Genomic DNA, 13,452 nt, shown 5'->3' on the forward strand with positions numbered 1-13,452 from the left:
ATTAAAACTAATTTATGGAAAATGATATCTTAAATTAATGAATGGTATTGATTAATATGAACTAAATTTAAATATGATAGCAAAATATTGGAGAATATTCATATCATATATAATAATATAGTGTATAATATAAAATATGGAATATTTATGGCGATAAATATAATAACTATTGGTATTGAAGGAGAGAAAATATGAATATAAAGATGTTGTCGTATTTTAAAGTAAATTTAGATTGTAATTTAATAGAGAATTATAGTGATACATTAGTGGTTTTATTACCAGGAATAGGATATACAGGGGATAGACCACTGATGGATTACTCTAAGAGATTAGCCTCAGAAATGAGATATGATGTACTTTCAATAGAATATGGATTTCAAGTTGCAAGAACATCACTTAATCACTCTGATGAATTCAGCATAGTTATAAGAGAAACTAGGGAAATTATATTGAAGGCTTTAAATGATAAATACAGAAAAATAGTATTTATAGGTAAAAGTATTGGAACTTTGGTACAAACATCCATAGAAGAAAAATTAGCTAAATATGAGACGTTTAACATATATTTAACTCCAGTAAGTGAAACAATAAAGGTGGGGATAAAGGAAAATTCGTTAATTATTGCAGGAAACAATGATCCTATGATAAATAATGATGCTTTACATAAATTAAGAGAGATGAGTAATGTAAAATTTTTAGAAATAGAAGGTGCTGATCATTCTCTAAATATTAAAAATGATACAATGAAGAGTATAGATGTATTAAAAAAAGTTATTGAAGCTGAAAGAAATTATCTTAATTCTATTAAATAAGAATTTAGGGGTAAAAAAGTGATGAAATTTTTTAGTAATAAAATGAGTTTGATAATAATTTGCTTTACTATATGTATGATTTCAGGTTTATGTATATATAAAATAAGTACTAAAGATGGTTTTAGTAATATAGAAATAGTTGAAGTAAATGGTTATGTATCTATAGAGAACCTTGATGGAGATATAACCAAAGCTGATAATAATATGTATATATATGTTGGCGATACATTAAAAGTGGAGAATAATGGATATGCTAGGTTGAAAATCGCACATAAAAAGTATATAAAGCTTCGAGGAAATACAAAAATAATAGTAAATAAAATGAGTGCCAATGATACAAAAGTTGAGCTTACTTTAGTTAAAGGATCAGTAGAATCAGAATTGGGAGAAGATGTATATAATAATACATCATATAAAATTTTATCACCAGATTTTTCTGTTGTAGATAATAAAAATATAGATAAGACTCAAATTGAATATTAGAAATAATTTTTAAATATTAAAAATGCCTTGATGTTAGTAGTATAGCAGGATGCATTTTTTTATTTAGCTATTGATGTATATAAAAAATAAATATATTTAAACTAATTGCCTAGAAATGATTCGGGGAAAATAGATAAGAATAAATTACAAGAACTTTATTTATTATATTAATATTTTGGATTATAATAAACATTAATATAAGTAAAAAAATAGAGGTTGGTAAATGTATGTTTTTTATAGGAATATTTGGGATAGAAAATAAAAGTGCAGAAATAAAAATATTAAATAATTTAATCTGTGAAAGATGCAAACAGATAGTAAATGCAAAATTAATTAAAAAATTTGATTTTTTTCATTTTTTCTTTATACCAATATTTAAATGGAATGTTGAATACTATGTTCAATGCGAAAGATGTAATGCGATATATACTATTTCAAAAGAAAAAGGAAGAGCTATTGAAAATAATGAAGAAGTTCAAATGACATATTGGGATTTAAAAGACGCCTTTAATGATATTTATTATAATAGTAAATGCTTAAATTGCGGAAGAGAAGTGGATAGGCAATATAGTTATTGTCCATATTGTGGCGAGAAAATTAAATAGAAACATAAAATAAATCTTATTACGACATACTAATATTAAAAGAACTATATTGATAAATAAGGTTGTGATAAGTATGTCTGAAAAATATAAAAATAAATTTCATGAAATGAAATTTACAATTGATCATGAAGAAAATTTTGATGCAGATTTAATTAGTTCTATGCCAAAAGATTTAGAGCATGAAAGAATTAATGATGATTTTTCAAATGAATTAGAAGTTGAGCTTAAACATCCATCAGAAAGTGAAAATAGAAAAAATAAGTTAAAAAAATAATATAGATTGAGATTTATACCATAATAATCATTAATATAAATCTCAATTTTTTATTGTCTATAACTTCAGATGCGTTGGGATTTTTATTCTGAAGTTTATTTTTGAATCGTAAAAATTTTGAAGTAGCAGTAATTTTTATTTAGGAATATAAATCTATAAAGTTAATAATGTTTCTTATACATCACAAAGTAACAATGTTAAGATTGGTGATAACTTAGAAGTTTTATTAAATGGGGATGGAAAAGCAGAAATATCAGATAAGGTTGTAAACTCTTCTAAAATTGTAGATGCAGTAAAGAAATTTGCAGATGATTATAATGAAGTGGTTTCATTTCTAAAAGACAATTCTAATAAATCCAGTAAAATAGAGAATTTAGCATATTCTTTTAGCAGTAATAAATATTTAAATAATTCATTATCTTCTATTGGAATACAGATAGATTCGGCTGGCAAAATTGATATAGATGAAAAAAAGATTAAAATCTGAAGTAGAAAGTAATATTAATAATGTAAAAAAGGTTTTAGGAAATTGGTTTGTACTTGCTACTTCTACATATGATATGGTAAGTGAAGCAATGAAAAATGGAAAAAATCTTTATCCAAAATTTGAAATGAATTCTGATGATATAAGCACATATTCATATAACAATTCTAATATTATTTTAAGTCACTATAATTCAGCATATAGTAATGGATTATTTTTAACTTATTTATTATAAGTATCATGAAATGTAATATACTTAAAATTCCGGTATGGTTTGTAAAGTTCTATAATTATGAGTTTTAATATGCTCATAATTTATAGAACTTTTTTATTCTTCACAAATTTATATTATTGAAAAATATGATGAGAACTTAGATATAAATAATTACTTTAGAGATTTTTATTAATTATAAGTATCAAAATAATGTTTAATATTATAAATTAAATATTATGGCATTATAAATACAATGCCATTAATGAAAGAAGGTTTTTTATGATAAAAGACATGACAAATGGAAGTCCTTCGAAGATTCTTTTTTACTTTGCATTACCGATGGTAGTTGGAAATATATTTCAGCAGCTTTACAATATTGTTGATTCAATTATTGTAGGAAACTTTGTTGGAGTTAACGCATTAGCAGCAGTTGGAGCATCATATCCAATAACATTTGTATTGATTACAGTTGCTAATGGAGCAAGTATAGGATGTTCGGTAGTTATTTCGCAATTATTTGGAGCAAAAGATATTACTAAGATGAAATCTTCAATATATACAGCATTATTATCAGTGGGAATATTAGGTCTTATATTGATGTTTCTTGGATTAGTATTTAATGAAAATATTTTAAGATTACTACAGATAAAAGATAGTATTCTTAATGATGCTAGTGTTTATATGAATATTTATTTTTTAGGAGCTATTTTTTTATTTATATATAACATATCAACATCATCTTTTAATGCATTAGGTGATTCCAAGACACCACTTGCATTTTTGGTTTTTTCTTCAATAATAAATGTATTTTTAGACTTACTATTAGTAGGAAAATTTAATATGGGTGTTAAGGGGGCAGCAATAGCAACATTTATAGCACAAAGCATATCAGCGTTGCTGTCATTAACATTTATATTAAAAAGAGTAAAAAGCATACAAGTAATAGATATGCATGAACGTAAGATAAAAATATTTGATTTAGAAATTTTCAAATGCATGTGCAAAATATCAATACCTTCAACATTGCAGCAGTCAATAGTATCAATTGGAAATTTACTTGTACAGGCATTAGTAAATAGTTATGGTGTAGTAACTATTGCTGGATATACTGCAGCAACAAAGATTGACTCAATAACAATACTTCCTATGTCAAATTTAAGTAATGCCGTTTCAAATTTTACAGCACAAAATATAGGAGGTAAGAAAATAGAGCGTGTTAAATCTGGATATAGATCAGCATTAATTATGATAGCTATTTTCAGTATTAGCGTAACAATATTATTATTTGTCTTTGGGCAAAATCTAATTGAGCTATTTATAAATTCTGATTCTAATCAGGATGTAATAAAAATAGGTACTCAGTATTTGCGTATTGTATCAGTATTCTATTTCTTTATGGGATTAATGGTAACAACAAATGGAGTGTTGAGAGGTAGCGGCGATATAAAAATGTTTATAATAAGTACTATATCTAATTTAGGTTCAAGAGTAATGTTCGCATACTTTTTTGCATATAGCATAGGAGAAAAGGGAATATGGTATGCGGTTCCTTTAGGGTGGATTATAGCATCAACGATATCAGTAGTACGCTATAAAAGTGGTAAATGGAAAAATAAATCAATAGTTTCATAAAAAATGGATTGTATCAAAATTAAAGAATTTTTTTGGTACAATCTATTTTTTAATATTATTTAGATAATGGTGCAAACTAAATAAGAAAAATAAATTAATAAAATAAAGAAAGGGTGGAAATTATGAATGATTTAAAAAATTCAATGAAGAATATGACAAGCGATATAAAGAATAATGCAAGAGAGATTGGCGATGAAATAAAAGAAAGTGCATATAATATGAGGAAAGATATGAAAGCAGTAACTAGCGAAATGACTTCTGAGGTAAAAGAAAAGACTCAAGAATTTACAGGGATAATTAAAGAAAAAGCTAAAGAAATGAAAAGTCGCATAAATGACATGAAGTAAATAATTTCTTATGTAAAGAGAATATTAAATAAAACTATTTTTAAAAGAAATATACTTACAAGTAGACAATTAACCATGTAAAATATATACAAAATATGGTATAATTAAGCGGTTGACAATTTTATAGATTGTAAACTGCTTTTTTAACGTATAGGAAAGTATAAAATTTTTATCATAACAAAAGCCTTAAGAATAGAGCTATTCTGTAACTTAGATACTCCAATACGTTAAAAAAATTATAGTCCCGTAAAAGAACCAAAAAGCAACTTTTGGAACCTTTTGCATGGGTAAAAAAGTGGCTTCTTATTTAAAAAAGTGTTTGTAATTGCTTATTTTATAGTGTTAAGGTTTATATTTTACGTATAAAGCATGGCAAAGCCACTTTTTTATTAATTTTAGTATAGTATTGTGTATTAATATATAAATATGGCATTCTTTAAGGCTAGATTAGTGAGGTGTTGAAAGTGAGAGATGAATATTTAATTTTAGTAGTTATTCTTGGGATGATAGCATTTGGACAATACTTAAAACGACAAATAAAATCAGAATTAAAAGATGGTGAAATAGAATTAATAAATAAAGAAATAGAATGTTCAGATGATGAAGATAGCATACAGAATATAGAAAAAAATATAGAACCTGATAAAAACGATTTAGATTTAGATAAAAATAGAGTTGTAAGTAAAAATCAAACAATGATGCAGATGTTTGAATGGTATTCACCTAATGATGGTACAATGTATAAAAAAATAAAAGAAGACATTAAGGATTTAAGTGAAAATGGAATTACAACAATATGGATGCCTCCAGCATGTAAATCAGTAGGTGGAATTTATGATGTTGGATATGGAATATATGATTTGTATGATTTGGGTGAATTTGATCAAAAAGGAAGTATAAGAACAAAATATGGCACAAAAGAAGAGTATATCCAGGTTATAGAAGAAGTGCATAAATATAACATGGAGGTTTATGCAGATGTTGTTTTTAATCATAAGGCAGGTGCAGATGACTCCGAAATAGTTAAAGCAATTCAAGTAGAAAAATATGATAGAAATATTGAAATTGGAGAAGTAAAGGAAATTGAAAGTCATACAATATTTACTTTCCTAAGTAGAAATAATAAATATTCAGATTATAAGTGGAATCATAAAGATTTTACTGGCGTTGATTATGATAATCTTACTAAAGAAAATGGAATATATAAATTTTTCAATAAGGAATGGGCAACTGATGTAGATACTGAAAACGGAAATTATGATTATTTAATGTTTGCTGATGTTGATATTAATAATATAAATGTACAAAATGAACTTATAAAATGGGGAAAGTGGTTTATTGATGAGACAAATATAGATGGTTTTAGATTAGATGCAGTAAAACATATACAATTTGATTTTTTTAAAATTTGGTTAGATGAAATGAGAAAATATAAAAAGAAAGATATGTTTGCTGTAGGAGAATATTGGAGCTATGATCCTCAAAAATTGAAATATTATATGAAGAAAAGCGGAAATTCTATGAATTTATTTGATGTACCACTTCATTTTGCTTTTTATGAAGCAAGTAAATCATTTGGATATTTTGATATGAGGACACTACTTGAGAAAAGCTATTTAAAAGATAATCCAGATAGAACATGCACATTTGTTGATAACCATGATACTCAATTAGGACAATCGCTTCAATCCTGGGTAGAACCTTGGTTTAAACCAATTGCATATACATTTATTTTAACAAGAAAAGAAGGATATCCTTGTATATTTTATGGAGATTATTATGGAATACCTCATAATAATTATAAAGGGATTAAAGATGAACTCGACATAATATTAAAAGTAAGAAAAAATTACGCTTATGGAATCCAACATGATTATTTTGATGATTATCATATAGTAGGATGGACTCGCGAAGGGGATTTGGAACATAAAAATTCAGGGTTAGCAGCTATTATAACTGATGAATGTGGTGGAGAAAAAAATATGTATGTTGGAACTAAATTTGTAGGTGAAGTATTTGTAGATATCACAAAAAATTTTGAAGAAGAAATAAAAATAAATAGTGAAGGTATTGGAAAATTTAAAGTTAAAGATGGTAGTTGCTCAATATGGATTAAAAAATAGTTGATGATTAATATTTAATAAAGGAATAAAGGATGGTATATGTAATTTATAAATTATAAGCACAAATATATAGGAATTTTATAATTTTTTATAATATTAAAAGCATTTAAATAATTATTTATTGAATTTAAGTGCTTTTTTTAGTATAACAATTAAGTAACAAAATTTTATAGAGGCTGTGTAGGAGAATAGAACATATGAGAATCAATAAGCTCTTTAGTAATATGGGAATATGTTCACGAAAAGATACAAATAAGTTAATTGAAGAAAAAAGAATAAAAGTTAATGGTAAATATTGTGTTCAAGGTCAGTGGATTAGAGAAGAAGATGAAATTCTACTAGATAATGCTCCTATTTTAGAAAAGAAGAAGATTTATCTTGCATTTAATAAACCAAAAGGAATAATATGCACAACATGTAAAGATACAAAAAATAATATAGTAGATTTTATAAATTATCCTCAATATATATTTCCTATTGGAAGACTAGATAAAGATTCAGAAGGACTTATAATTATGACTAATGATGGGGATGTTGCAAATAAAATTTTAGATTCTGAAAATAATCATGAAAAAGAATATATAGTAACGTTGAATGAGAGTTTTACAGATGACTTTATTGAAAAGATGAAAGACGGAGTTGAGATTCCTTGTATGGAAAGTACAGGAATTAAAAGAATATCAGATACAAGTGGTGTTAGAAGGATAAATGAGAACGGTGAAATAATAGAAAAAGAAGAATTACTTAGCTCAATTAATAAAGTAGAAAGAAAAAATATAGTAAAAACGAGGCCATGTAAAATAGAAGGAATAGATGAGAAAACTTTTAAAATAATACTAACTCAAGGTTTAAATAGACAAATTAGAAAAATGTGTGCATCTTTTGGATTTAAAGTAGTTAAGCTAAAAAGAGTAAGGATTATGAATATTAAATTAAGTGATCTAAAAGAAGGATCTTTAAGAGAAATAACAAATGATGAAATAATATATCTTAAAAGTATTTTATGATATATGTACTGAGGAGGAGATAGCATTCATGGAGAGATTACAGGATAAAATAGAATATGTTTTTATTGATAACAAATCACATTTATATGAGCAGAGTATAGATTTAAGATATGATGAATTCTATAAAAATTTTAACCGTACAAGAGAAAGCATATTTGATGAGTTTGAAGATAAAAGTATTCGTATTGTTGCATGTATAGATAATAAAGTGATTGGTAATGCACGCTTGTTTATAGATGAAGAAAAAAATGCAGAAATAACACAAGTAGTAGTGCATAAAGAGTATAGAGGAATGAATATAGGTGCTGAAATTATGAAAAAACTTTTATTATATGCAAAAGATAATAATGTTAAGAAAGCAGAACTTGATGCAAGGATATATGCTGTTAATTTCTATAATAATCTTGGTTTTAAATCCAAAGGAGAGATTTTCGCGTCTAAAAAGACAGGATTACCACATATAAGAATGGAAATGTTTTTATAATATATAAAGTATAGCTAATAATCTATGTTATAATTAATTTGAATTTATTTATTTAGGAGATATGGGTATGGGGAAAATTGAAAAAGATAGGCATTATTATGATAATAGTTATAAATTAAACGGTAAAATTTTATTTATAGATAGAGTATATATGGTTGATGAATATAGATTTACGGATGATACGTATGAGGAACTTGCTAAAATATATAGATTATTACCTGAATTTATTTTTGATCCAACTAACATATGCTGTTGGTATGGAGATAAAGATAAAGGAGATGAAATTTATCTTTATGTTTCATTTGAGCCAGCAGGATTGCAGATAGTGGGAAATTTACCATTGTATAATTTTAAAACATGGGAAGAAGAATTTCATAAACAAATAATTAAGGTACCATTTAAAGTAAGATAGTTTTAATTATTGAGGAGATATTATGAAAAATATATTTACTGTTAATGATATAATAACTATAGTAATGGAAGAAGTTAATTCATTAAAAGAAAAACAGATATATTCTATTGAAAATGATGAATATAATCTTCCAAAACCTATTTTAGATAAATTAAGTTCACTAAATAAATATGAATTTGATGAATTTACCAAAAGAGTTTCTATTATTGCAGAAGAAATTTTAGAAATGCAAAGTGGAGAGCTAAATGAATTAAATATTTTTCACGCAGAAATAACCTTTGTAATAGAAGATATTTTGGGGAAAGAATGGATAAATTAAATTTAGAATATAAATGATAATATAAAATATAGATAGTTGAAAAATAATATTTCTTTCCTTGTAATATTAATGTTTGCTTTTTTAAATATGAATTTTAGAATTATATAATAAATCATTTAAAGAATAGATAAGTATTTTGAAATTGAAATAAATACTTATCTTTTTTCTATAGTTAATAAATTTCTATTTTTACAAATTATGCGTAATTATAGATTGTACAGTAATGTTAAATTGTAAAAAATACGAACTATAATAATAATATAAAGAATATAGTTCGAAAATATACATATAATTAAATGATTTATTAAAAAAATGCAATTATTTTTGTAAAATGATAAATTATATATTTTATCTAGAATTAATAAAAAAATATGCTATAATTTGTATTATGTGGTTGCAAAAATAAAAAAAGATAGTGAATATTTATAAGGAAAGTGTTATAATTAACACTATTAATGCATTTAGTTTTGCAGTATTTAGATTTGTAAATTGCATTATTTAAAAATTTATAAAAATATATTATAGAAATTAAACACAAAGGAGTGCATTTAATTGGGGAGAAAATTTAAAAGAGTACTTGTTGCAAATAGAGGAGAAATAGCAATAAGAATTTTTAGAGCATGTCATGAACTTGGAATAAGAACAGTGGCTATATATTCAGAAGAGGACAAGACTTCTTTATTTAGAACTAAAGCTCACGAAGCATACTTGATAGGAAAAGGCAAAGGTCCTGTTGAGGCATATTTAAATATAGATGAAATAATCAATTTAGCTTTAAAAAAGCATGTTGATGCAATTCATCCAGGATATGGTTTCTTATCAGAAAATCCTGAGTTTGCAAGAAGATGTGAAGAAGCAGGAATTGAATTTATAGGTCCTAAAGCTGAAATGATGGAGCAATTAGGTGATAAGATACAATCTAAAATTGTTGCAGAAAAAGCAAATGTTCCAGTTATTCCGGGTGTAGAAAGACCAATAGGAACAGAAGAAGAAGCTAAACAAATTGCAGCAGAGTGTGGTTATCCAGTTATGGTTAAAGCAGCTGCTGGTGGTGGCGGAAGAGGTATGAGAATCGTTCATTCTGAAAAAGAGATTTGTGAGGCTTATAGAAATGCAAAGAATGAAGCTAAAAAAGCTTTTGGTATAGATGATATATTTATAGAAAAATATATCGAAGGACCAAAACATATTGAAATCCAAGTTCTTGGGGATAAATACGGAAATTTAGTTCATCTTTTTGAAAGAGATTGTTCAATTCAAAGAAGACATCAAAAAGTAATTGAATTTAGTCCAGCCTTAACATTAACTGAAGAAAAAAGAAACGAAATATGTGAAGATGCATTAAAGATAGCTAAACATGTTGGATACAGAAGTGCAGGTACATTAGAATTCTTGGTTGATAAAGATAACAATCATTACTTTATAGAAATGAATCCAAGAATCCAAGTAGAACATACTGTTACAGAATTAGTAACTGGAATTGATTTAGTACAAAGCCAAATATTAATAGCAGAAGGATATAGTTTAGATTCTAAGGAAATAGGAATTCCGTCTCAAGATTCAATTAAACCAAGAGGTGCGGCAATTCAATGTAGAATTACAACTGAAGACCCTACAAACAATTTCATGCCAGATACAGGTAAGATTGATGTTTATAGAAATGGTGCTGGTTTTGGTATAAGACATGATGGTGGTAACGGATTTGCTGGTGCAGTTATAAGTCCTTATTATGATAGTTTGCTTGTAAAAACTACCGCTTATTCTAGAACATTTGAAGATGCAAGAAGAAAAGCAATACGTTCAATTAAGGAATTAACTATAACAGGTGTAAAAACAAATGTAGNGCCAGATACAGGTAAGATTGATGTTTATAGAAATGGTGCTGGTTTTGGTATAAGACATGATGGTGGTAACGGATTTGCTGGTGCAGTTATAAGTCCTTATTATGATAGTTTGCTTGTAAAAACTACCGCTTATTCTAGAACATTTGAAGATGCAAGAAGAAAAGCAATACGTTCAATTAAGGAATTAACTATAACAGGTGTAAAAACAAATGTAGATTTCTTAATCAATGTATTAAATGATGAAACATTTAAAAGAGGAGAATGTGATACTAACTTTATAGCTAGTAATCCTCAATTATTTGATATTACACCAGCAACTGATGAAGAATACAGAGTATTAAAATTTATTGGAGAGAAAATTGTAAATGGAACTAAAGGAAATAAAACAGAATATGATGTTCCAAACATCCCTAAGATAGATACAATAGAGGGACTTGTTGGTACTAAACAAATTTTAGATGAAAAAGGTCCAGAAGGTGTAGTTGAATGGATAAAGAGCCAAAATAAGCTTTTACTTACTGATACAACTATGAGAGATGCTCAACAATCTCTTATGGCAACAAGAGTAAGAACTCAAGATATGAAAAATATTGCGAAAGCTACAGCAACTTATGCAAATGATTTATTCTCTCTTGAAATGTGGGGTGGAGCTACATTTGATACAGCTTATAGATTCTTAAAGGAATCTCCATGGAAGAGACTTGACTCATTAAGAAAGAGAATTCCAAACATAATGTTCCAAATGCTTATAAGAGGAGCCAATGGTGTTGGATATAAGAACTATCCAGATAATGTTATACAAGAATTTATTAAAGAGAGTGCAGAAAGTGGAATAGATATATTTAGAATATTTGATTCACTAAATTGGACAGAAGGTATAAAGGTTGCACTTGAGCAAGTTCTTGAATGTAATAAGGTGGCAGAAGTAGCTTTATGCTATACTGGTGATATTTTAGATGAAAGCAGAGATAAATATACATTAAAATATTATGTAGATAAAGCTAAGGAAATAGAAAAAATGGGGGCTCATATTTTAGCTATCAAGGATATGTCGGCTTTATTAAAACCTTATGCAGCTAAAAAGCTTATAACTGCACTTAAAAATGAAATTTCAATTCCTGTACATCTTCATACACATGATACTACAGGAAATGGTGTCGCAACAGTTCTTATGGCAGCTGATGCAGGTGTAGACATAGTTGATACAGCATTTAACAGTATGTCAGGACTTACAAGCCAACCAGCACTTAATTCGGTAGTTGCTGCACTTTCAAATACAGATAGAGATACTGGAATTGATTTAAGTAAGGTTCAAAAGATTTCAGATTATTGGGGAGCTGTAAGACCAGTATATTCACAATTTGAATCAGATTTAAAATCAGGAAGTGCTGAAATTTATAAGTTCGAAATACCTGGTGGACAATATTCAAACTTAAAACCACAAGTTGAAAGTTTTGGAATTGGACACAAATTTAATAGTGTTAAAAAAATGTATAAGAAAGTTAATGATATGCTTGGAGATATTATAAAGGTTACTCCATCATCTAAAATGGTTGGAGATATGGCAATCTTTATGGTGCAAAATGATTTGACTCCAGAGAACATATATGATAAAGCAGCAAATATGGCATTTCCAGATTCAGTGGTTGCTTATTTTAAAGGAATGATGGGTCAACCAGAAGGCGGATTCCCAGAAAGATTACAAAAACTTGTATTAAAAGGTGAAGAGCCAATTACAGTAAGACCAGGTGAACTTTTAGAACCAGAGGATTTTGATAAAATATCTAAATATTTAGAAGAAAAATATAAATTTAAAGCATCAAGGAAAGATATGTTAAGTTATGCTTTATATCCAGATGTATTTGAAGATTATATTAAGTTTGTTTTAGAATATGGTGACGTAAGCAGAATGGGTAGCGATGTTTACTTCCATGGTTTAAATGAAGGCGAAACAAGTGAAATTGAAGTTGCTGAAGGTAGAACTTTAATTGTTCAATTAATTGAAATTGGTAAATTAGATGAAGAAGGCAATAGAACTCTGATTTATGAAATTAATGGAAATAGAAGAGAAATAAAAATTAAAGATAACAAAGCAGTAGAAAGAAATGTATCTGCAGGAGGAAGTTTATCTGCAATGGCAGATCCATCTAATAAACTAGAAATTGGATCAAGTATACCAGGTACAGTAATAAAAGTGCTTGTTGAGCCAGGACAAAAAGTTAAAGAAGGCGAAAGCTTAATAGTAATAGAAGCTATGAAGATGGAAACAAATATTGTTGCATCTTGTGATGGTGAAGTTGAAGAAGTTTTAGCTGAAGAAGGAAGACAAGTTAAGAGTGGTCAATTAGTAGTTAAATTGAAATAAGATTTTTCAGAACATAAATAAAGGACGTAGAATCATGGTTTAGTTGA

At 26.8% G+C, this 13,452-nt stretch carries 13 protein-coding genes and 2 pseudogenes; all 15 read left to right on the forward strand.

All coding sequences use genetic code 11. The annotated features are described in order from the left end of the window. Positions 1-191: 191 nt before the first annotated feature. Positions 192-812, forward strand: coding sequence for an alpha/beta family hydrolase (locus BN2920_RS09705; protein ID WP_058294816.1), 621 nt, complete (start codon positions 192-194; stop codon positions 810-812). A gap of 21 nt (positions 813-833) precedes the next feature. Beyond that, positions 834-1,295: a FecR family protein gene (locus BN2920_RS09710; protein WP_058294817.1), complete on the forward strand. Its 462-nt coding sequence runs from the start codon at positions 834-836 to the stop codon at positions 1,293-1,295. Between the two features lie 227 nt (positions 1,296-1,522). Continuing rightward, positions 1,523-1,900: a zinc-ribbon domain-containing protein gene (locus BN2920_RS09715; protein WP_058294818.1), complete on the forward strand. Its 378-nt coding sequence runs from the start codon at positions 1,523-1,525 to the stop codon at positions 1,898-1,900. 73 nt (positions 1,901-1,973) lie between these two features. Continuing rightward, positions 1,974-2,174 (forward strand): hypothetical protein, encoded by a 201-nt coding sequence (locus BN2920_RS09720; protein WP_058294819.1) that lies wholly within the window; start codon positions 1,974-1,976, stop codon positions 2,172-2,174. Positions 2,175-2,496: 322 nt separating this feature from the next. Further along, positions 2,497-2,661 (forward strand): hypothetical protein, encoded by a 165-nt coding sequence (locus tag BN2920_RS21925; RefSeq protein WP_207644375.1) that lies wholly within the window; start codon positions 2,497-2,499, stop codon positions 2,659-2,661. Beyond that, positions 2,639-2,893: a hypothetical protein gene (locus tag BN2920_RS09725; protein WP_058294820.1), complete on the forward strand. Its 255-nt coding sequence runs from the start codon at positions 2,639-2,641 to the stop codon at positions 2,891-2,893. Before BN2920_RS21925 ends, BN2920_RS09725 begins: the two co-directional genes overlap by 23 nt. Positions 2,894-3,151: 258 nt before the next feature. Continuing rightward, a complete protein-coding gene (locus BN2920_RS09730) occupies positions 3,152-4,504 on the forward strand; it encodes an MATE family efflux transporter (RefSeq protein ID WP_058294821.1) in 1,353 nt (450 codons plus the stop codon). Between the two features lie 122 nt (positions 4,505-4,626). Continuing rightward, positions 4,627-4,851, forward strand: a complete 225-nt coding sequence (locus BN2920_RS09735; RefSeq protein ID WP_058294822.1) for a hypothetical protein — start codon at positions 4,627-4,629, stop codon at positions 4,849-4,851. Between the two features lie 464 nt (positions 4,852-5,315). Beyond that, on the forward strand, positions 5,316-6,974 hold the full coding sequence (locus BN2920_RS09740; protein ID WP_242868355.1) for an alpha-amylase: 1,659 nt from the start codon (positions 5,316-5,318) through the stop codon (positions 6,972-6,974). Between the two features lie 197 nt (positions 6,975-7,171). After that, a complete protein-coding gene (locus BN2920_RS09745) occupies positions 7,172-7,981 on the forward strand; it encodes a pseudouridine synthase (protein ID WP_058294823.1) in 810 nt (269 codons plus the stop codon). A 28-nt stretch (positions 7,982-8,009) separates the two neighbouring features. Further along, a complete protein-coding gene (locus tag BN2920_RS09750; RefSeq protein ID WP_058294824.1) occupies positions 8,010-8,465 on the forward strand; it encodes a GNAT family N-acetyltransferase in 456 nt (151 codons plus the stop codon). A 67-nt stretch (positions 8,466-8,532) separates the two neighbouring features. Further along, positions 8,533-8,877 (forward strand): hypothetical protein, encoded by a 345-nt coding sequence (locus tag BN2920_RS09755; RefSeq protein WP_198157490.1) that lies wholly within the window; start codon positions 8,533-8,535, stop codon positions 8,875-8,877. A gap of 22 nt (positions 8,878-8,899) precedes the next feature. Further along, complete coding sequence (locus BN2920_RS09760; RefSeq protein ID WP_058294825.1) at positions 8,900-9,196, forward strand: hypothetical protein; 297 nt, start codon at positions 8,900-8,902, stop codon at positions 9,194-9,196. A 552-nt stretch (positions 9,197-9,748) separates the two neighbouring features. Beyond that, a pseudogene (locus tag BN2920_RS22595) lies at positions 9,749-11,026 on the forward strand (ATP-binding protein); the annotation flags it as partial. Between the two features lie 18 nt (positions 11,027-11,044). Continuing rightward, positions 11,045-13,405: pseudogene (locus BN2920_RS22600) on the forward strand (pyruvate carboxylase); the annotation flags it as partial. Positions 13,406-13,452 lie beyond the last annotated feature (47 nt).

Origin of the sequence: Clostridium neonatale (genome assembly GCF_001458595.1) — a bacterium.
Taxonomy (GTDB): domain Bacteria; phylum Bacillota; class Clostridia; order Clostridiales; family Clostridiaceae; genus Clostridium; species Clostridium neonatale.